Below are 19,554 nucleotides of genomic sequence, written 5' to 3'. Positions count from 1 at the left end.
TAACTCCCATGTTTGCGGGCAGAGACTCACACGGAGAGGGATCAGCATTTGCCAAACGAACCAACCCGCCACGATCGGCGCAAGCCCACGCTGCTTTCGCGCATCGTCCGGCGGATCATCATCTGGATCTACGCCTGGAAGGGCTGGACCATCGAAGGGCACTTGCCCAAGCATCTCAAGAAATATGTGATCGCGGGCGCGCCGCACACTTCGAACTGGGATTTCGTGTTCTTCGCAGGCGCGACGCACAAGGAGCAGGTCCAGCCCAATTTCATGGGCAAGCACACGCTGTTCACCGGCTGGATGCGCAATTTCATGTTCGACATGGGCGGCATCCCGATCGACAGGACCAAGCGCGCCAACGCGGTCGAGCAGGTCGCCGAGGTCTTCGCCAAGCGTGACGAACTCGCGCTGGTGGTTGCGGTCGAGGGCACGCGAAGCACCGACGGCAAGTGGAAATCGGGCTTTTACAATATCGCGCAGAAAGCGGGCGTCCCGATCGTCCCCGCCTATGCCGATAACGAGAAGATGATCATCGGTTTCGGGGAGCCGCTCACGCCGAGCGGGGACTATGGCGAAGACCTGCTGAAACTCGCACAATGGTTCCGTTCCAAGCTGCCCGATTACGAGCGCTTCAAGGTGCTCGAACAGCAGGCGCGCGATATCATCGCGGGCAAGAACGATGTTTGAACTGCTGGCGATCAACGCCGCGATCCTGATTGCCATCGTGCTGGTCCTGTGGGCGATCAGCGTGAAGATCGGCGACGTGTCGTTTATCGACGCCTTCTGGGGCGCAGGCATGGGCATTCTCGCGATTGCGAGCTGGCTGCATGTATATGGCGGACCCGGCGCGCTCGCGACGCTGATAATGCTGATGACGGCGGCATGGGGCTTTCGCCTCGGCATCCACCTGTTTCGCCGCTGGCGCCGCGAGGGCGAAGACAAGCGCTATAAAATGATCCTCAAGAAGGATCGCGAAAAGGGAAATTTCGCCATCGCCGCGCTGGTCAAGGTGTGGCTGATGCAGGCGGTGCTGCTGTTCATCGTGTCGAGCCCGGCGCAGGTCGGCATTCTTGCGAGCCCCGAGCCCGCGCCTCTCGTGCCACTCGCCTGGGTCGGTCTTGCGATCTATCTTATCGGGATATTCTTCGAATGGGTCGGCGACTGGCAACTCGCGCGGTTCAAGGCCGATCCGGCGAACGAGGGCAAGGTGCTCGACACTGGCCTGTGGCGCTACACCCGTCACCCCAATTACTTCGGCGACTTCTGCGCCTGGTGGGGCATCTGGCTGTGCTGCGCCGCTGCCGGGTGGGAATACGCGCTCTACACCGTGATTGGGCCGATTTTCCTGAGCTTCACGCTCACCAAATGGTCGGGCGTGACGCTGCTGGAGAAAGGCATGGATAAGTCGAAGGGCGACAAATACGCCGATTACAAGCGGCGCACTTCGGCTTTCTTCCCGATGCCGCCCGAGGACTAAGCTGCAACACTCAATTGGTATTTTGCCGCCCCGCCTTTAAGCGGCGGGCACCCGCGCCTATGTAGCCCTTCGTTCAGGAGGTCACCGCAGCATGCCACTTACACCGGAACTCAGGGAAAGCGAGCGCGAGCGCATCGCGCAACTGGTGCTCGATCTCGTCAAGCAGCGCGGCGCCGAGATTCCCTATTCGATCGCTGTCAGCGAAAGCGGCCTGGCGCGTGCGCGGTTCGAGCAGATCTTCGAGGATTACGACGACCTGTTCGATGCCATCGCGCAGCTCTGGCTGAAGCCCAATATCGAGGCGATGGAAGACGTCGTCGCGACGGACCTGCCCCCGACGCGCAAGATGTACGAATTTTTCCGCCGCCGGTTCGTGATCTCGCGCGACCGGTTTCGCGACGATCCCGAATTCTTCACCCACATCTGCGAAATGGGCGCGGCCAATTTCGAGCGGGTGCGCAGCTTCGTGGATCTCGCCGACCATTACCAGTGCGAGATTATCGCCGAAGCGCAGGCGGAAGGGTATTTCGGCGGGCTCGAGATCGACGAGGCGCTGTCGCTGATCAACCAGATGGTGTCGAACTACACGATCCCGGATTCGCTGATCTATCTCGGCGACAAGCTGACCGAGCAAAAGCTCGCGCGGATCATCGACACGATTTTCATCGGTCTGTCGGGTGAGGCGGGCCCCGAGGCGGCGGGTGTCAACACGCTGCGCCTTGCCAACTGAGGCTCAGCGTTTCGGGCGCTTGAACTGCAACACGTTGGCGGGCGGCTTCACCGGACGCCCGCGCAGACGATTCTCGTTGAGCGCGTACTTAAGGCTACCGCCGATCGAGACCGCGGAAACCAGCAACAGCGCCGTCGCCCAGACCCAGTGCGGCAGCAGCAGCGCGGCCTCGATCTGGCCGGTGTCCGACAGCATGCGCGAACCGTCGATCACCGCCACTTCGGTGAAGAGATAACGCCAATCGGAGAGCATGCTCATCGCCGCGATCACACCGAGGAATTGCAGCGTGAAGCGCGTTAGGCCTTCGTTGGCGCGCCACGCGATCAGCGCGAGCGCCGCCCCGACCAGCGGCAGCACGGCATAGCCGACGGGCGAGCGGACGTAGATGATGGTCGAGGCCAAGATCGCGCCGGCGACACCCCACAGCACCGGACGCCATAGCCGCTTGTGCGCGCTCGCCATGATCAGTCCGGCGCCGGCAATGCTCGGCGCGAGCGGTCCGCCCGCGGCGATCGCGGCCAGCGTGAAGACCGATGCATCCTCCGAAACCATGCTTTCGGCCACGCCCGATCCGTTGGCGAAGATCATCAGGCGCTGGAAGTCCTGCCCCATCAGCATCGCCGTGAGGCCATGCCCCATTTCGTGGAACCACGTGGTGAGGATCACAAAGGGATAGATCAGGTAGCCGCCGAACGGGAGTGCGGGGAGAAAGATCACGATCACTCCGGCGAGCAGCAGGCGACCGACCTGTTCGGCCTGGCTTCCCGGTTCGGCGATCGAATACACGGCCTAGGCGTCCTGTTGCTGCGCGACCGTTGCGGTCTCTTCCTGATCGTCGTTTTCCGGTCGCGCCTTGCCATCGACACCCACCCGGGTGCGGTATTTCGCAGCGGCCTCTTCGTCCTCGGCGCGCTGCTCCTGCAGGATTGACCAGCTCGCCAGGAACAGTCCGGCGGCAAGCGGCCCGAGTACGATGCCCGAGAAACCCGCGATCGACAGACCGCCAAGCGTGGTGACGAGGATAATCCAGTCGGGAATGCCGGTATCGCGTCCGACCAGTATCGGGCGCAGCACATTGTCTGCCGAACTGATGATGATGAAACCCGATCCGAGCACGAAAACGCCCTGCCATACCTGTCCGGTCACCAGCAGCCACACGCCGACCGGACCCCAGACCAGCGCCGTCCCGATCGCCGGGATCAGCGCGAGGATCGCCATCAGCACTCCCATCAGCAGTGCCGAGGGGACACCGGCGATCGCCATGGTGATTCCGCCGAGCGTGCCTTGTACCAGCCCGACAACGCCCGATCCCTTGATCACCGCGCGGACGATGCCGAGGAACCGCTCGGCCAACCGGTCGGCAATCTCGCGCTCGAGCGGAACCGAATGGAGGATCGTCTCGCCGATCCGCGAACCATCGCGCAGCAGGAAATAGAGCACGTAAAGACCGAGACCGAAGCTGAGAATGAAGCTCAGCGCGCCGCTGCCGATCGAAAACGCCTGGCTGGCAATCATGCCCGAGCTTTCGCCGAGCAAATCCTGGAGCCGATCCTGCGCCTCGCTCATGTCCGCCCAGCCGCTCTGGTCGATCATTTCCTGCGCTGTCTTGGGCAGCATTTCGTAGATCGAATTGGCCCAGGCGGCGAGATCGATCGGGTCCTCCTGCAGCGCCGATATCAGCGCGAGCGCCTCCTGCACCACGAGCGTGCCGATCCACAGCGCGGGCAGTATCACCGCGAGGGTAATGATGGTGAGCGTAAGGATCGCCGCCGGATTGCGCTTGCCCCGGCATTTCTTCAGGCACCACTTGTAGAGCGGCTGAAACATGATCGCGGCGAGCGCGGACCACAGCAGCGGCGTCGCAAACGGCCAAGCGATCCAGACCAGCAGGAAAGTGACCACGACGATGATCAGCAGGAAGCTGATCTGCTGAAGTTCGATCGTGTGATGGTTTTCGCCGCTCATGGCGCCAGATGTCGGTCCTTATTTCAAAAACATCAAGCCATTCGGTCGAGCACGCCGCATTTCCGCGTCAAAGCGTTGCATATGCGAGCATACCCGCAAACGCGACCGTCGGCGGAGCGGCGATGCGATAGAACCACAGGGGAATGCGCTCGGCCCACCATTCGGCATAGGCATGGTGCCAGCGGCGCGGGGCCAGCATGATGGCGATTGAGGTGGCGAGGAGGAACCAGCCACCGACAGCGAACACAGCTGGCGCTTTGCTTTCCGCCGCCCGCACGATGAGCGCAATGCCGACCACGGCGCGCGGAATGTGCTCGCCGAACTGCATCGCGGCGGTGCTGCCGAAGCGGGCGAGCGCATTGCGGGCCACCTGCGGTGCGACCAGGCAGACGATTGAAACCCAGGCAAGCCATCCGGCTGCAATGAGGATGCAGCCCTGGGCGAGCAGCTGGATCACACGTCGAGATTGGCGACGTTGAGAGCGTTATCCTGAATGAATTCGCGGCGCGGCTCGACCACGTCGCCCATCAGCCGGGTGAAGATTTCGTCGGTCACGTCGGCGTCTTCGACCTTCACTTGCAGCAGGATACGCGCCTCGGGATCGAGCGTCGTCTCCCACAGCTGTTCGGCGTTCATCTCGCCGAGACCCTTGTAGCGGGCGATCGAGAGGCCTTTGCGACCGGCTGCGAGTACGTTGTCGAGCAGCTCGGTCGGGCGGAAGATCGCATCGTCGGCGCTGGCGTCGATCACTTCGTCTTCATCGTCTGGCACGGCGGGTTCTTCCGCTTCGGCGTCCTTCGCTTTCACCAGCTTGGCCGCCTGTGCATAGACCTCTGCATGTTGAGCGGCGAGCGAGTGCAGCTTGCGCGCTTCGGCGCTGTCGAGGAATTTCGCCTCGATCTCGTGTGCATCGGTCACCCCGCGCCACACGCGCGCGAACATCACCGAACCGTTGGGGGCGATCTCTGCCGACCATTTCGAGTCTTCATCCGCCAGCTCGAGCCGATTGGCCGCTAGCTCCATCGCCTGTTTGCGGGTCGCGGCGTCGAGCGACGGATCGAGCGCACCCGACAGGGCCATCTGCTCGATGATCGAAGGATCGTATTTGCGCGGCACGAAGGCGATCAGGTTGCGGATGCGCAGCGCGTGCTCGACCAGCGCGTGCAGGTCTTCGCCCGAACGCGCGCCGGTGGTGGTTTCGAGTACCCGGCCCGCAAGGCCCGCATCGACGAGATAGCGATCGAGCGCGGCCTGATCCTTGAGGTAAACCTCGCTCCGGCCCTTCGCCACTTTGAACAGCGGCGGCTGGGCGATGAACAGGTGCCCTGCCTTGACGATCTCGGGCATCTGGCGGTGGAAGAAGGTGAGCAGCAGCGTGCGGATATGCGCGCCATCGACGTCGGCGTCTGTCATGATCACGATCTTGTGATAGCGCAGCTTCTCGAGGTCGAATTCGTCGCGGATTCCGGTGCCCATCGCCTGGATCAGGGTTCCGACTTCCTTCGACGAGATAATCCGGTCGAACCGCGCGCGCTCGACATTGAGGATTTTGCCCTTCAGCGGCAGGATCGCCTGCGTCTTGCGGTCGCGCCCCTGTTTCGCAGAGCCACCTGCCGAGTCGCCCTCGACCAGGAAAAGCTCAGCCTTGGTCGCGTCGCGCTCTTGGCAGTCGGCGAGCTTGCCCGGCAGCGAAGCGACGCTCATCGCGCCTTTGCGGCTCATCTCGCGCGCCCGGCGGGCAGCCTCGCGCGCGGCGGCGGCATCGACGATCTTCTGGATGATCGCCTTCGCGTCGGCGGGGTTTTCCTCGAGCCAGTCGTTCATCTTCTCGCCCATCAGCGACTGGAGCGGCTGGCGGACCTCGGAAGAGACCAGCTTGTCCTTGGTTTGCGAGCCGAATTTGGGATCGGGCAGCTTGACGCTGACAATTGCGGTCAGCCCCTCGCGCATATCCTCACCAGACAGCGAGACCTTTTCCTTCTTCAGCAGTCCCGAACGCTCGGCATAGTTGTTGAGCGTACTCGTCAGCGCCGCGCGGAACGCGGCGAGGTGCGTGCCGCCATCGCGCTGCGGGATGTTGTTGGTGAAGCACAGGACGTTCTCGTAATAGGAATCGTTCCATTCCAGCGCGACGTCGATCCCGATGCCGTCCTTCTCTGCCGAGACCGAAATCGGCTCTTCGATCAGCGCTTCCTTGTTGCGGTCGAGGTATTTGACGAAGGCCGCAATGCCGCCCTCATAGTAGAGATCATGTTCGAGCACCTCTTCGTGGCGCTTGTCGCGCAGCAGCACGCGCACGCCCGAGTTGAGGAAGGCGAGCTCGCGGTAACGGTGCTCGAGCCGGTCGAAATCGAACTCGATGACGTTCTTGAACGTCTCTTCGGATGCCTTGAAGGTGACGCGCGTGCCTTTCTTGAGGCCGTTCTTGTCCCCGTTCGATTCCACCGCTGGCGCGTCGCCTTTGACTTCGAGACTGTTCACGGCATTGCCGTGCTCGAAGCGCATCCAGTGCTCCTTGCCGTCGCGCCAGATTGTCAGCTCAAGCCATTCGCTGAGCGCGTTGACGACCGAGACGCCCACGCCATGGAGGCCGCCCGAAACCTTGTACGCGTTGTCGTCCGAGGTGTTTTCGAACTTACCGCCCGCATGCAGCTGGGTCATTATGACCTCGGCAGCCGAGACGCCTTCTTCCTTGTGCATGTCGACCGGGATGCCGCGGCCGTTGTCCTCGACCGAAACCGAGCCATCGGGGTTCAGTTCGATCAGCACGAGGTCGCAATGCCCCGCCAGCGCCTCGTCGATGGCGTTGTCCGACACCTCGAACACCATGTGGTGCAGGCCCGATCCGTCATCGGTGTCGCCGATATACATGCCGGGGCGCTTGCGTACCGCGTCGAGGCCCTTGAGGACCTTGATCGAGTCCGCTCCGTATTCGCCCATCTGGGCTTGTTTTTCTGGGGTATTCTCGGTGTTTTCTGCCATGCCCATTATATAGGCGCTGGAGGGGGGAAACCCAAACTTTGCAGCGATATTGGGAGAGCTTTTTCCACCGCCCCGAAAGCGGCTTTACGAAGGCTCGACGGTGTGTGGAAATGCCAGCCGGAAGAACACCGCGCCTCGCCATACGGATTCGTGCAGCATCGGGATCAGGCTGGCCCGGATTTCATCGGAAAACTGGCTTTCGTAGCAGTCTAGTGCGCTGCTCGCGTTCTGCAGGTCGAGCGGCGTGTATCGCAGGCGATCGGTCACCAGCGAAGGATGGATCGTCGCCCAGCCTTCGAAGCCGCCCAGTTCGGAGCCGCTGCCGTCGGGGATCGCGGTGTAAAGCAATTCGGGGCGATCATGACCCATTTGCTGGACGACCTGCGTTACCGCCGCACTCACCATGCGGTGATCGGCGTGGCCGTAGCCGCCGTCGGGTCCCCAGGTCATGATCACTTCGGGCCGGGTGATGGCGATGATATCGGTGATCCGGCCAGCGAGCTGGCGCGCCGGGCTGTCGGGCGCGCGCGCCATGGTCGAAAGGGTGCCGTCGCCAAGCTTCCAGAACAGCGGATCGTCGAGGCCGAGTGCGAGCGCGGCGCACAGCGCCTCGCGTTCGCGCAGGTTGGCCAGCGCCTGCCCGGGTTCGAACCCGCTCGAGCCCGGTCCGGCATCGCCGCTTGTGGCGAAAACGATGGTGACCGTCCCGCCCTCACGCGCGATGCGCGACAGGACCGGCGACACCGTGATCTCGTCGTCGGGATGGGCGAAGATCGCCAGCACCGAAGGCGGAGTCGTGTTGTCCCTCGGTGCGGCATAATCGTCTACATTGTCGGGAAGGTCGTCGACCAGCGGCGGGCGTGGCTGCTTCTGCGAGGGTGTCGCCGACGGATCGGCGTCGGGCGCGTCCTGCGCACTGGCCCCGTGTCCGGTGGCCAGCAGCAGCGCAGCACCTGCCGCAATCGTCATCTTTAGCATCGTTCTCTCCCGCGCCATTGCTTCGCGCCCTTATCGCACCGACACCTTAACGGAAATTCCTTTTGCCGTGTGCGGCAGCTTGGCTACACCCTCCCCATGGATGCCGATACAATTCAAGCCCGCCTCGCCGAACCCTTCGGCTCGTTTCACGAAATCCTGAGCGATTGGGCCAAGGCCCATCCCGACAAGCCCGCGCTCTGCGACGACGAACAGGAGATCACGTGGGCGCAGCTGCGTGATCGGGTCGATCGCCTCGCGGCCCGATTGATCGAAACCGGTCTGAAGCGCGGGCAGTCGGTCGCGATCCTCGGCTATTCGAGCGTCAATTACGCTCTGGTGTTCCTCGCTGCAGTCCGTGCCGGGGGCGTCGCCGCACCGCTCACCACAAGTGCCTCGCGCGAACAGCTGGAGGGGATGGCGAAAGATTCGGGCGCGCGGCACCTGTTCATCGACGCATCCAAGGTAGCGGAACTGGGACGGGCCTTCATGGCCGACATGGACCGTATCCCGCTCGAGGATATCGGCGACTGGATGGCTCCTGCCGGAACCCACGCCCCGGATTTTACTCCCGAGTCAGGCGATCCGTTCAACATCATCTATTCCTCGGGCACGACCGGCATTCCCAAGGGTATCGTCCATTCGCACCAGATGCGCTGGCGGCAGTTCGGGTCTACCGCGCTGTCCTATCTGGCCGGGGAATTGCCGGTCCGCTCGCTTGCCTCAACGCCGCTCTATTCGAACACCACGATGGTCGCGTTCCTCGCGCCGCTGTTCGCGGGCGGGACGGTGCGGATCATGCCCAAATTCGACTGCGCCAAATGGCTCGCGCATGCGCAAACCGACAAGACGACAGTGACCATGCTCGTGCCGGTGCAATATCAGCGACTGATGGATTTCGAGGGCTTCGACGGTTTCGACCTCTCGAGCCTCGCGATGAAATATTGCACATCGGCGCCGTTTTCCGCCGAGCTGAAGGCCGAGGTGCTGCGCCGGATGCCGGGCGGGCTGGTCGAGATCTATTCGATGACCGAGGGCGGGGTGGTGTGCCTGCTCGCGTGCCACGAGTTCCCCGACAAGCTCCACACTGTTGGTCGCCCGGCTCCGGGGAGCGAATTGAAGGTGCTCGACGACGAGGACAACCCGGTGCCGCCGGGCACTCCGGGGAATCTGGTCGGGCGCTCGCTCACGATGATGAGCGGATACAAGAACCAGCCCGACAAGACCGCTGAAGCGCAGTGGACCGATCCTGCAACCGGCGAGGTATGGATGCGGATGGGCGATATCGGGCGGGTCGATCAGGACGGCTTCGTCGAGCTTGTCGGGCGCGCAAAGGACATGATCATATCGGGCGGGTTCAACATCTATCCGAGCGATCTCGAAGCCGAATTGCTCAAGGAACCCGACGTGGTCGAGGCTGCGGTGGTCGGCATTTCTTCGCGCCAATGGGGCGAGACGCCGGTCGGGTTCGTGGTGCTGGGCAAAGACGCGCGCGGCTGCGAGGAGATCTGCGGCGCGGTCAATGCGCGGCTGGGCAAGACCCAGCGGCTTTTCGCGCTGCACGCTATTGCAGAGATGCCGCGCAGCCATATCGGCAAGCTGCTCAAGACCGAATTGCGCGAGCGGGCCGAGGGCCTGTCCGCAGGGTAAGCGCAAGCGCGGGTGGAGACGCGACCACCTGTTGGGGGGGGAGATGGTGGCCGCGTCTCGCGCGCTGCTGCACCGCCGTTGCGGCGGCTGGCGCGAGTGGAGGACCCTTGATCGCGCACGCTCATCCAGGCGTACTCAGGGCCTCCGGCGCCAGCGCCTTCTTGCAGCCACAGCGTCGGGGAACGCTGTCTGTAGCGAGACTTGAGCGGCCACAGGGTCCTGGAAGATACCCGTGGGCGCATCTCGCGCGGCTGCCTGTCAGCGGCAAGCAGACTGGCAGGGCGGCTCGTATTCGAACTCGCGTCTGCCGATGCGGGGCGCGGGGTGGAGAGAGGTCCCGTGCGCCGTCCGTGAGAGGGCATATGCTGTTCGATTGCGTGGAACTCAAATGCGAAAACCCGCAATTTAGTTGCGCAAAGCGCAACACAATCGCTGACGTTGCGGCATGGACCTGGCGCGCATGCAGAACGGCCGCCGGATCGCTCCGGCGGCCGTCATTTTGCGTAGTCTGAAGGCTTGGGCGATCAGTTCGCGGCGACTTCGCGGCCGCTGCGCGCCTCGGCGGCAGCCACGCGCTCGACCTGCGCAAAGGCTGTGGCGCGCGCTTCCTTGACGCATTTCTCGTCGACGATCGTGCGACCCATGACCAGACGCGAATTGGTTTCGAGGGTGCAGGCGCTTTCGATTTGGGCGTCGATCCGCTTTTCCAGCTTCGCGCGATCGGCTGCATCGGAGAGGTCGATGTCGGCAAAGGCGATGCGGACGGTGACGGTGTCTTCACCGACCTGCGGGGCGGCCGAAAGCGGGGCCGCGATGGTTGCGAGGGTGAGAAGGGCGAGAGAGAAACGCATTATGATACTCCGGATTGAAGAGGTGTGTGGTGCCGCTGACCGGCACTCGGTTGCTCTTTGAAACTCTGGTGCAACGCACAAGATGATTGTGCAAATGCGAAATGCGCGCTCCCGGTTCCCAAGTTTGCAACAAAAAATCGCGGATTTCCGGGAACCGCGCGATGCTGCGCTGCAATATCTGTCGAAACATGCGCCGCTGACGTTACGGCATGCTGGACAGGCGCGGGTGCGCTGCTTAACCCCCCGCCCATGGACGCAGAGCACCTCCCCGATTCCATCCTTATCGTCGATTTCGGCAGTCAGGTGACCCAGCTGATCGCTCGCCGCGTGCGCGAAGCCGGGGTCTATTCCGAAATCGCCCCCTTCTCCATGGCCGAAGAGGCGTTTCGGAGGCTGAATCCGAAGGGCATTATCCTGTCGGGATCGCCCGCCAGCGTGCCGGACGAGGATAGCCCTCGCGCCCCGCAAGCCTTTTTCGATGCGGGCATTCCGATCCTCGGCATCTGTTACGGCCAGCAGGTGATGACCAAGCAGCTGGGTGGCGAGGTCCGCCCGGGCCACGAGACCGGTGAAGGCGGCGAATTCGGCCGCGCCTACCTCACCGTCACCAAATCCTGCGCGCTGTTCGACGGGCTCTGGAAAGAGGGTGGGCGCCACCAGGTCTGGATGAGCCACGGCGACAAGGTCACCCAGTTCGCGCCCGGCTTCGAAATCGTCGCCACCAGCGACGGCGCGCCATTCGCGGTGATCGCCGATGAGGAGCGCAAGTTCTACGGCACCCAGTTCCACCCCGAAGTCGTCCACACGCCCGACGGCGGCAGGCTGATCGCCAATTTCGTGCGCCACGTCTGCGGGCTCGCGGGCGACTGGACCATGGCCGAATTCCGCAAGACCAAGATCGCCGAAATCCGCGAGCAGGTCGGCGACGGCAAGGTCATCTGCGGACTGTCCGGCGGGGTCGACAGCGCGGTGGCCGCGGTGCTGATCCACGAAGCGATCGGCGACCAGCTGACCTGCGTGTTCGTCGACCACGGGCTGATGCGGATGAACGAGGCCGAGCAGGTCGTGACCCTGTTCCGCGACCACTACAATATCCCGCTGGTCCATGTGGACGCCGAAGAACAGTTCCTCGGCGGGCTCGCGGGCGTCACCGATCCCGAAAAGAAACGCAAGTTCATCGGCGCGGCCTTCATCGACCTGTTCGAGAAGGAAGCGAACGCTGTGGGCGGCGCCGATTTCCTCGCGCAAGGGACGCTGTATCCCGACGTGATCGAAAGCGTCAGCTTCACCGGCGGGCCGAGCGTCACGATCAAGAGCCATCACAATGTCGGCGGCCTGCCCGAGCGGATGAACATGGAGCTGGTCGAGCCGCTGCGCGAGCTGTTCAAGGACGAAGTGCGCGAGCTGGGCCGCGAGCTGGGCCTGCCCGAAGCCTTCGTCGGTCGCCACCCCTTCCCCGGGCCGGGTCTCGCCATCCGCATTCCCGGCGAAGTAACCAAGGAACGCTGCGACATCCTGCGCAAAGCCGACGCGATCTATCTCGACGAGATCCGCAAGGCCGGTCTGTATGACGCAATCTGGCAGGCCTTTGCTGTGCTCTTGCCGGTGAAGACCGTCGGCGTGATGGGCGACGGCCGCACTTACGACAGCGTCTGCGGCCTGCGCGCGGTGACCTCGACCGACGGGATGACGGCGGATGTCTATCCGTTCGATGCGGCCTTCCTGACTGGATGTGCAACCCGCATCGTCAACGAGGTGCAAGGGATCAACCGCGTGGTCTACGACTACACGTCGAAGCCGCCAGGGACGATCGAGTGGGAGTGATTTGCGACACGGATTGATCACGGGAATCAATCCGGCCAAATCGCTCGGCGACGCACGGAGCCGTAAAGCCATGCCCACCATCATGACCCACGCCCTTGTTCCGCTGGCCTTCGCGGTCGCGGCCGGGGCGGGGCGTATTTCGCCCAAGCTGGCGCTGGCTGGGGCGATTCTCACCGTGCTGCCCGACGCGGACGTGGTCGGGTTCCGGTTCGGGGTCGAATATGCCGATGCGTGGGGCCATCGCGGGGCGACGCATTCGCTGGTGTTCGCCGCGCTGTTTGCAGGCGCGGTGTCGCTGGTCTGGCGCGAGGCGCGCAGCCTGTTCGCGTGGGCGTTCCTTGCGATTTCGATGGCGAGCCACGGGCTGCTCGATACACTGACAGATGGCGGGCTGGCCGCGGCGCTATGGTGGCCGTTCAGCGAAGCGCGGATCTTCGCGCCCGAGACGCCGATTCGCGTCTCGCCGATCGGCGCGGGGTTCTTTTCGGCGCGCGGGCTCGAGACACTGCTTTCGGAGATTCGCTGGATTTGGCTCCCCTGCGGCGTTCTGGCGATGGCGGGGATCGGCTTGCGTCGCCTGCGACGGGCCTAGTCGCCCTCTCGCTCACGCACAAAGGTCGTCCCGGCGAAAGTCACGCTCATGCGCCCGGTGTCGTCGATAACGAAGGTGCCTTCTTGGCCGTCTTCGGGATCGATGAACGTCGCTTCCCCGGTCTTGACGAGGCGGAAGGTGTATCCGGAGGGAGCCGATCCGAGGAGCTCGGGCGCGTCGGCAACGAGGGTAAAGACGGCGGGCCCGCTTTCGGCGACATAATCGCCCACATAGGCCGAAAGTTCTTTTTCGGACGCGTCCATGCGCTGGCGAACCAGCAGCGAGGACATCGGCCAGCCATAGGTGACATTGGCGGTGCGGCCGATATCGCCGACCAAGGGCCACCCCTTTTCGGAATTGACCACGGTGACGATGGCGTCGCCGGTCGCGGGGTAGGCCATGAAGTTCGATTTGTAGCCCAGATTCGAGCCCGAGTGGGTGAGCCGTATCGCTCCGTCGATATCGGCGATGCCGAGGCCGAGGCCGTAGGTCTCGGAAACAGGCGTGGCCATGGCCTTGGCGACTTCGGGCGTTATCCCGCCGCTCGCTTCGCCATCCAGCGCAGCCATCAGCGCGGAAAGAAAACGGGAGAATTCGCGCGGCGTGCTCCACAGGCTGGCCGCCGCCTGCTCGGGGTGTATCCGCCACTGACCTCGCAGCATCTCGCCGTCATTGCCCCATCCCGAAGCGACATTCTCGCGCGTGAACCCGGCAGGCGGAGCCGAGGCAAACGTGCTGCGCTCCATCCCTAGCGGATCGAGGATCAGCCTGCGCATCACGCTCTCGAAGCTCTCGCCGCTGACTTGTTCGGCCCAATATTGCGCGATCGTGTAGCCTCCGCCTGAATACCGCCGCTCGCCATCCGGATTGGGCTCGATCACCACCGGCGGCGTGTTGGTAGGTCCTCCGACACCGATGACCTCTGCCGTCGTTGGGACGGGGTCGGTGGAGATGTAGCCGGGAAAGCCTCCCACTGTCGCGCCGCTGGTCTGGGACAGGATGCCGCGAAGCGTGATCGGGATGCCATCGGGATTGAGGCGCTCAAGATCGAGACCGGTCAGTTGTGGCGAAATATCATGGTCGAGACCCACGCCGCGTTCGAAAGCCAGCGCAATGATCCCCGCCGCCGCAACCGGCTTCGAGAGCGAGGCGAACTGGAAAAGCGTGTCTTCGTCGGCGCCCTCGCCATAGGCCCGCGCCCAGGAAAGTTCGCCGTTGCGGAGCACCGCCGTACTCACCGCCGGGACGCCAAGCTCTGTGCGGCGTTGTTCCAGCGTTTTGCGATTGCCCTCTTCGCCTTCGAAGGTCACGATCGGAACGATCGCCGTTTCGATCTGCGCTTGTTCAGACCCTCCATCGGGGCTTTGAGCGAATGCCGCCGATGGAAGCGACGCCGCCGGCAGGAAAGCGATGGCAAAGGCGATGAGCGTGCGTTTCATGGAAACCTCGGTGGATTGTGAGTCTAGTCGGATCGAGAGCTTGCCGATGAAGGATACGCAGGCCACGATGAACGTGATGCAACTCGATCTCGGCTCCGATCCGCGCACCGACATCCTCCGTCGCAGCCAAACCGCGCTCATCGAGCGGTTCGGGAGGATCGTCCGGCCACCCGAGAAACGCCGCTCGCCCGAATGGGTTCTGGTCCATGGCGTGATCGGGGCGCAGACCAAGACTGCGGCATCGAACGCGTCGACCGACGGGCTGCTCGCCGAATACGGATCGTGGGAAGCGGTTGCGGAGGCTCCGGTCGAGGAGCTTGAAGCACGGCTGCAGCGTCAGACCTTTCCGAGCGTTGCTGGCAAACGGTTGAAGGATTGCCTCGGCGCGATCATCGCAGCGCGCGGGAGCGTCGACCTGCGTCACCTCTCCAATCTCGAAACCGCCGAAGCGATGGCGTGGCTCGAAACGCTCCCCGGCGTCGCGCGCAAGAACAGCGCAGGCGTGATGAATGCGAGCGCCTACAACCGCAAGGCGATGGTGATCGACGGGCATCATCGCCGGATCATGCAGCGCATGGGGATCGTCCCGGACAAAGCCGATACCGCGAAGACCTACGACGCGCTGATGCCGATACTGCCGGAAGAGTGGACCGCCGAAGACATGGACGAGCACCACCTGCTGCTGAAGAAGCTCGGCCAGACTTACTGCCGACCGCGCCGGGCCGAGTGCGACGAATGCCCCGTTCGCAGCGATTGCAAGACGGGTTCATCGTCCAGCAACATCGGGTGATGTTAACACCCGCCACGTATTTTCGGGTGGGAGATCAATACATTGACGTTCAATCGCGTTTTGGCTGCCGTTTCGGCGGTGCTTCTCGCTGTGCCTCCAGCACCGGCGCTCGCCGAGCAAACGGTATCTCCCAGCGCGCAATTCGATGAAGCGAGCGATACCGCGGCGCGCCTTGCCCGGCTTGTCGAAGTCTGGGGGTTCGTCAAATATCACCATACCGATTCCCGCGAGGGACGGTTGGCGATGGACCAGGCGTTTTTCGAGCTTTATCCGCAGATTGCAGGCGCAGGCTCGATGGCAGCCGCCGACCGTGTATTGATCGATTGGCTCGACCGGATCGGTATCGGCGCACCGTGCGAACCGTGTGGGGGTGACATGCTCCCGGAAGCCGACGACATTGCACTGATCCAGCCCACGAACGGTTGGACACTGACCCTGCCTGAGCCGCTGGCATTGCGGATCAAGGCGATCTACGAGAACCGCAGCGCTGCCACCGCGAATTTCCAGATCGAAGGCGCTTGGTCGGTTGGCAATGCGGTGTTCGTCAACGAGGCCGACTACAAGGCGACTGCGCGCGACGATCCGGCGCTGCGGATGCTGGCGCTGGCCCGGATCTGGAACAGCTTGCGATACTGGTTCCCCTATCGCGACGTCATGGACGAGGATGTCGGTAGCATTCTGGCGCCTGCCATCGCCGATGTCTTGACTGCCGAAACCCGCGAAGCTCATCAACGCGCACTGCTGCGTCTTGTCGCCAAGGCCGACGATGGCCACGCGATCATCCTGGGGTTCGAGGATGCAATGCTGCCGTATGGCGATTGCGTTGTGCCTTTCAGCTGGCGGTTTCTCGAAGGGCGGCTGGTGGTCGACGGCGCGACCTCGCACCAATCCGGTGTCCTCAAGCGCGGCGACATCGTCCTCGCGATCGGCGGCGAAAGCGTGGAAACGCTCGACGATCGCTATTCGCCGATGATCTCCGGGTCGAACGATGCCTACCGGCTGCGCAGGCTTTCGGTCCGGCTCGCGCGTTGGGAATGCGGCGAGCGTTTGGTGACGGTGAAGCGTGATGGCAAGGCGATCGATCTGGCGGTGGACTGGATCCCCGAAACGGAAGCCGGCGTCGACCTCTGGCGCAACCGCGACCGTGACGGCCCGAACATCCAGCAGCTCGACGGAGGCATTACCTATGTTCGGTACGCAGAGCTTACGCGCGATGAGCTTCGCGGACTGCCCGAGATCGCGAACAAGGGCGCTGGTCTCGTGCTCGATATGCGCGGCTATGCGCGCAACTTCCACGCTTACGATATCGGCATGGTGCTGATCGATCAGCCGGTCGAATTCGCAAGGATGACCCAGCCATCGCTGGCGACGCCCGGCCTGTTTACCTGGACCAAGGTGCAGACGCTCAAGCCGGCCGAAGGCGGGCCGCGGATCGAGGTGCCGGTGGTTGCGCTGGTCGATGAAGGAACTGCCAGCTCGCCAGAATTCCAGGCCATGATCCTGCGCGCATCGGGCGTGACGATCATCGGCAGCACCACGGCGGGCGCGGACGGCAATGTTTCGGTTATCCGGCTGCCGCAGGATTCGGCGCAGATGCGTTTCTCTGGGATCGGCGTCTTCTATCCCGATGGCAGCCCGACCCAGCGGATCGGGATCGTACCCGATATCAAAGTCGAGCCAACCATCGCGGGGATTACCGCCGGGCGCGACGAGATACTCGAGCGCGCGCTTGCGGAGTTGCGTTCGCGCGCCGAGTGAAATCGCGCGCGACCATTGCATAACCATGCCGAACCGGGAACAGTGTTGCCAGACCGATTGGAAATTTGTGCGATTTTTCATCCGATTGCATACGGTGCCCGTAGCTGGTGCGGGAGGCGACCGGAGAGACGAGAATGCCGAACCGTATGATTGCTGCCGTGTTGATACCCACAAGCCTGCTCGCCGCACCGGCGCTGCACGCCCAGCCTTTGTCCGAAGTGGAGACTGCGCGGGTCGAGGCGGTGATGCAGGATATCGGCGCGCCCGAAGACCCCGGCGTCGCGGTCGGCATCGTGCGCGATGGCGCGGTGGTGTTCGAACGCTATGTCGGCCTTGCGGACCTCTCGAACGGCATTCCCCTAGGCCCCGACAGCCGCACCAACATCGCATCTAATGCCAAGCAGTATGTCGCGCTGATGGTGCTCGACCTGGCCGATCAGGGCCGCATTTCGATGGACGAGGACTTTCGCACCTACCTGCCCGGCGCGCTTCCGGAAATCGAAGAGGCGATCACCGTCACCAACCTGATCACCCACACCAGCGGCGTGCGCGACATTTACGACCTCTGGTCGCTCACCGGCATCACCTGGTACCTCCAGCGTCAGCGAAATCGCGAGGCGATGGAACTGCTGAACCGCCAGCGCGAACTCAATTTCGCCCCGGGCAGCGACTATCTCTACAGCAACTCGAATTACATCCTGCTCGCCGAGATGATCGCCAAAGTGACCGGCGAGCGGTTCGATACCTATGCACGCTGGTTCTTCGACCGTGTGGGGATGGAAGAAACCGGCTGGAAGCGGGTCTACAGCGAGGTCGTTCCCGATCTTGCCCGCGCCTATGGCAACTGGAATGGCTGGCGCGAGGATCCGGCGATCGCCAATCTGTATGGCGACGGCTTCCTGTTCACGACGCTGTCCGACCAGCTAGCTTGGGAAGCGCAGGTCCAGGGGGCGGATTCGGCATTATCGGCCGATCTGGTGGCGCGCAGTCAGACGCGGCCCGATGCCGAGCTTCCGGGGGAATACGGCTTCGGGCTGGAACTCGGCATCTATCGCGGAGTGCCCGCAATCGAGCATATCGGCAGCACCGGCGGGTACAACGCTTATCTCCAGCGCTTTCCCGGCCAGGACGTCTCTGTCGTCTTGATCGGCAACACCACCGAAATCGGCGTGGTGGCGCTGGGGCGCGCGCTGTCCGATACGCTGCTCGAAGGCTCGTTCGGCGAGAGTCAGAGCTATCCGACAGAGCCCGATAAGCTGCTGGATCGACCCGCAAATTCCGATATCACAGGACGCTTTCTGACCGATACCGGCACGATCATTCGAATCGTCGAGCGGGACGGGGAGCTTTACCGCGAAATCGACGGCTGCGATCCGGCAAAGCTGGTGCATGAGCGCGGTAACCTGTTCGAATACGAGACCGTTCCCGGCCTCAAGATGGCGTTCGACCGCACAGACGATGGCGAGCGACGATTCCGCATCTATTACCCGGGACAGGCGGTTTCGGCCGGGCTTCCCTATCCGGAGCCTAGCGACGATCCTGTCGCCAAGCGTGCGCTCGAAGGGCGCTATGTCAACGCCGAGACCGACACAGAGATCGTCATCGACTGGAAGGACGGCACCGCTTTCACCATGACGAAGAACGGCCGCGCACGCGACGCGGAGCTGGTCACCACCGACGTGCTGGCGTGGAACAATTATCGCTTCCGGTTCCAGCGCGATGCGAGCGGGGCTGTCGACACGCTGCTGGTCGACAACAACCGTATCCGCAACGTGCGGTTCGAGCGTGCGGACTGACGATGCTCGAGAGCGCCGAGGTCGAAGAGGTCTATCGCCGCTTGTCGGAAGCGATGCCGGGGCGGACGAAGAACGCGAAGGGTCCGAAAGGCCAGCCCGACGCCTTCCGCTCGTGCATCTCCTGCATGCTTTCGGCGCAATCGCTCGATCGCAACACGGCGGCGGCGACCAAGGCACTGTTCAGGCTCGCCAAGACGCCCGAGGAGATGCTCGAACTCGACGACGAGACCATTGCCGAGGCGATCAAACCGTGCGGGCTCTACAACAACAAGACGAGGAACATCCGCAAGTTCTGCACCGCGCTGCTGGAAGAGCACGGCGGCGTCGTGCCGGACACACGCGAAGGCCTGATGAGCCTGCCCGGCATCGGGCGCAAATGCGCCGATATCGTGATGAGCTTCACCTTCGGAAAGGACGTGATTGCGGTGGACACCCACGTCCACCGCGTCTGCAACCGTATCGGCCTCACACAGGCAAAGACCGCCGAGAAGACCGCGCAGCAACTGGAGGAACGCAGCCCCGATTGGGCGATGGCGGACGGGCATTTCTGGCTGATCCAGTTCGGCAAGCGCGTGTGCCGCGCGCGGATCCCAAAATGCGATATTTGCACGGTCAGCGACCTGTGCGAGACGGGGCCGATAGAACGCGGCGACTAGCTGACGCTACGGTACGCGGGCCTCGCAAAAGCGCGCTTGCAACCGCGCGCATTCTCGGCTTGTTTC

The 19,554-nt window shown here is 63.4% G+C and carries 17 protein-coding genes; 10 read left to right on the top strand and 7 right to left on the bottom strand.

Annotation, left to right across the window (positions count from 1 at the left end; all coding sequences use genetic code 11):
• Nucleotides 1-48 precede the first annotated feature (48 nt).
• The 3 genes from ACI5KX_RS00530 (at nt 49) to ACI5KX_RS00520 (ending at nt 2,210) form a co-directional block, all read left to right on the top strand.
• The gene (locus tag ACI5KX_RS00530) at nt 49-690 is read left to right on the top strand and encodes a 1-acyl-sn-glycerol-3-phosphate acyltransferase (RefSeq protein ID WP_406808728.1); all 642 of its coding nucleotides are present in this window, start codon (nt 49-51) and stop codon (nt 688-690) included.
• Nucleotides 683-1,480 carry a DUF1295 domain-containing protein gene (locus tag ACI5KX_RS00525; RefSeq protein ID WP_406808727.1) on the top strand — a complete coding sequence of 266 codons (798 nt, stop codon included), beginning with the start codon at nt 683-685 and terminating at the stop codon, nt 1,478-1,480. Before ACI5KX_RS00530 ends, ACI5KX_RS00525 begins: the two co-directional genes overlap by 8 nt.
• A 91-nt stretch (nt 1,481-1,571) precedes the next feature.
• Nucleotides 1,572-2,210: a hypothetical protein gene (locus ACI5KX_RS00520; RefSeq protein WP_406808726.1), complete on the top strand. Its 639-nt coding sequence runs from the start codon at nt 1,572-1,574 to the stop codon at nt 2,208-2,210.
• Nucleotides 2,211-2,213: 3 nt separating this feature from the next.
• On the opposite strand, the gene ACI5KX_RS00515 is transcribed toward ACI5KX_RS00520, so the two are convergent.
• The 5 genes from ACI5KX_RS00515 to ACI5KX_RS00495 form a co-directional block, all read right to left on the bottom strand.
• Nucleotides 2,214-2,996: a M50 family metallopeptidase gene (locus ACI5KX_RS00515; RefSeq protein ID WP_406808725.1), complete on the bottom strand. Its 783-nt coding sequence runs from the start codon at nt 2,994-2,996 to the stop codon at nt 2,214-2,216.
• Nucleotides 2,997-2,999: 3 nt separating this feature from the next.
• Entirely contained in the window at nt 3,000-4,175 is a 1,176-nt protein-coding gene (locus ACI5KX_RS00510; protein WP_406808724.1) for an AI-2E family transporter, read from the bottom strand.
• A 67-nt stretch (nt 4,176-4,242) separates the two neighbouring features.
• Nucleotides 4,243-4,632 (bottom strand): hypothetical protein, encoded by a 390-nt coding sequence (locus ACI5KX_RS00505; protein ID WP_406808723.1) that lies wholly within the window; start codon nt 4,630-4,632, stop codon nt 4,243-4,245.
• Nucleotides 4,629-7,157, bottom strand: coding sequence for a DNA topoisomerase (ATP-hydrolyzing) subunit B (gyrB, locus tag ACI5KX_RS00500; protein ID WP_406808722.1), 2,529 nt, complete (start codon nt 7,155-7,157; stop codon nt 4,629-4,631). The genes ACI5KX_RS00505 and gyrB overlap by 4 nt, the downstream gene beginning before the upstream one ends.
• An 84-nt stretch (nt 7,158-7,241) precedes the next feature.
• A complete protein-coding gene (locus ACI5KX_RS00495; RefSeq protein ID WP_406808721.1) occupies nt 7,242-8,135 on the bottom strand; it encodes a PIG-L deacetylase family protein in 894 nt (297 codons plus the stop codon).
• Between the two features lie 96 nt (nt 8,136-8,231).
• On the opposite strand from ACI5KX_RS00495, the gene ACI5KX_RS00490 reads away from it, so the two are divergent.
• Nucleotides 8,232-9,782, top strand: coding sequence for a class I adenylate-forming enzyme family protein (locus tag ACI5KX_RS00490; protein WP_406808720.1), 1,551 nt, complete (start codon nt 8,232-8,234; stop codon nt 9,780-9,782).
• 524 nt (nt 9,783-10,306) lie between these two features.
• On the opposite strand, the gene ACI5KX_RS00485 is transcribed toward ACI5KX_RS00490, so the two are convergent.
• Nucleotides 10,307-10,633: a UrcA family protein gene (locus ACI5KX_RS00485; protein WP_406808719.1), complete on the bottom strand. Its 327-nt coding sequence runs from the start codon at nt 10,631-10,633 to the stop codon at nt 10,307-10,309.
• A 249-nt stretch (nt 10,634-10,882) separates the two neighbouring features.
• On the opposite strand from ACI5KX_RS00485, the gene guaA reads away from it, so the two are divergent.
• Both guaA and ACI5KX_RS00475 read left to right on the top strand, forming a co-directional pair.
• On the top strand, nt 10,883-12,457 hold the full coding sequence (gene guaA, locus ACI5KX_RS00480) for a glutamine-hydrolyzing GMP synthase (protein ID WP_406808718.1): 1,575 nt from the start codon (nt 10,883-10,885) through the stop codon (nt 12,455-12,457).
• A gap of 70 nt (nt 12,458-12,527) precedes the next feature.
• Nucleotides 12,528-13,049 (top strand): metal-dependent hydrolase, encoded by a 522-nt coding sequence (locus ACI5KX_RS00475; RefSeq protein WP_406808717.1) that lies wholly within the window; start codon nt 12,528-12,530, stop codon nt 13,047-13,049.
• Here the strand turns inward: ACI5KX_RS00475 and ACI5KX_RS00470 are convergent.
• Nucleotides 13,046-14,488, bottom strand: coding sequence for a serine hydrolase domain-containing protein (locus tag ACI5KX_RS00470; protein ID WP_406808716.1), 1,443 nt, complete (start codon nt 14,486-14,488; stop codon nt 13,046-13,048). The genes ACI5KX_RS00475 and ACI5KX_RS00470 overlap by 4 nt on opposite strands.
• A gap of 46 nt (nt 14,489-14,534) precedes the next feature.
• Here ACI5KX_RS00470 and nth (ACI5KX_RS00465) point away from each other — a divergent pair, with 46 nt between their 5' ends.
• The 4 genes from nth (ACI5KX_RS00465) to nth (ACI5KX_RS00450) all read left to right on the top strand — a co-directional run bounded on the left by nth (ACI5KX_RS00465) (nt 14,535) and on the right by nth (ACI5KX_RS00450) (nt 19,488).
• The gene (nth, locus tag ACI5KX_RS00465) at nt 14,535-15,278 is read left to right on the top strand and encodes an endonuclease III domain-containing protein (RefSeq protein ID WP_406808715.1); all 744 of its coding nucleotides are present in this window, start codon (nt 14,535-14,537) and stop codon (nt 15,276-15,278) included.
• A gap of 42 nt (nt 15,279-15,320) precedes the next feature.
• Nucleotides 15,321-17,036 carry a S41 family peptidase gene (locus tag ACI5KX_RS00460; RefSeq protein ID WP_406808714.1) on the top strand — a complete coding sequence of 572 codons (1,716 nt, stop codon included), beginning with the start codon at nt 15,321-15,323 and terminating at the stop codon, nt 17,034-17,036.
• 134 nt (nt 17,037-17,170) lie between these two features.
• Complete coding sequence (locus tag ACI5KX_RS00455) at nt 17,171-18,832, top strand: serine hydrolase domain-containing protein (RefSeq protein ID WP_406808713.1); 1,662 nt, start codon at nt 17,171-17,173, stop codon at nt 18,830-18,832.
• A gap of 2 nt (nt 18,833-18,834) precedes the next feature.
• Nucleotides 18,835-19,488 (top strand): endonuclease III domain-containing protein, encoded by a 654-nt coding sequence (nth, locus tag ACI5KX_RS00450; RefSeq protein WP_406808712.1) that lies wholly within the window; start codon nt 18,835-18,837, stop codon nt 19,486-19,488.
• Nucleotides 19,489-19,554 lie beyond the last annotated feature (66 nt).

This window comes from Erythrobacter sp. GH1-10 (assembly GCF_045363165.1).
Classification (GTDB): Bacteria; Pseudomonadota; Alphaproteobacteria; order Sphingomonadales; family Sphingomonadaceae; genus Erythrobacter.
This window is presented reverse-complemented; position numbering and strand designations above follow the sequence as displayed.

Excerpts from the sequence above, each read along its gene's own strand:
- ACI5KX_RS00525 (WP_406808727.1), top strand. The coding sequence starts at position 683 with ATGTTTGAACTGCTGGCGATCAACGCCGCGATCCTGATTGCCATCGTG.
- ACI5KX_RS00520 (WP_406808726.1), top strand. The coding sequence starts at position 1,572 with ATGCCACTTACACCGGAACTCAGGGAAAGCGAGCGCGAGCGCATCGCG.
- ACI5KX_RS00510 (WP_406808724.1), bottom strand. The coding sequence starts at position 4,175 with ATGAGCGGCGAAAACCATCACACGATCGAACTTCAGCAGATCAGCTTC.
- gyrB (WP_406808722.1), bottom strand. The coding sequence starts at position 7,157 with ATGGCAGAAAACACCGAGAATACCCCAGAAAAACAAGCCCAGATGGGC.
- ACI5KX_RS00495 (WP_406808721.1), bottom strand. The coding sequence starts at position 8,135 with ATGCTAAAGATGACGATTGCGGCAGGTGCTGCGCTGCTGCTGGCCACC.
- ACI5KX_RS00490 (WP_406808720.1), top strand. The coding sequence starts at position 8,232 with ATGGATGCCGATACAATTCAAGCCCGCCTCGCCGAACCCTTCGGCTCG.
- ACI5KX_RS00485 (WP_406808719.1), bottom strand. The coding sequence starts at position 10,633 with ATGCGTTTCTCTCTCGCCCTTCTCACCCTCGCAACCATCGCGGCCCCG.
- guaA (WP_406808718.1), top strand. The coding sequence starts at position 10,883 with ATGGACGCAGAGCACCTCCCCGATTCCATCCTTATCGTCGATTTCGGC.
- ACI5KX_RS00475 (WP_406808717.1), top strand. The coding sequence starts at position 12,528 with ATGCCCACCATCATGACCCACGCCCTTGTTCCGCTGGCCTTCGCGGTC.
- ACI5KX_RS00470 (WP_406808716.1), bottom strand. The coding sequence starts at position 14,488 with ATGAAACGCACGCTCATCGCCTTTGCCATCGCTTTCCTGCCGGCGGCG.
- nth (WP_406808715.1), top strand. The coding sequence starts at position 14,535 with ATGAAGGATACGCAGGCCACGATGAACGTGATGCAACTCGATCTCGGC.
- ACI5KX_RS00455 (WP_406808713.1), top strand. The coding sequence starts at position 17,171 with ATGCCGAACCGTATGATTGCTGCCGTGTTGATACCCACAAGCCTGCTC.
- nth (WP_406808712.1), top strand. The coding sequence starts at position 18,835 with ATGCTCGAGAGCGCCGAGGTCGAAGAGGTCTATCGCCGCTTGTCGGAA.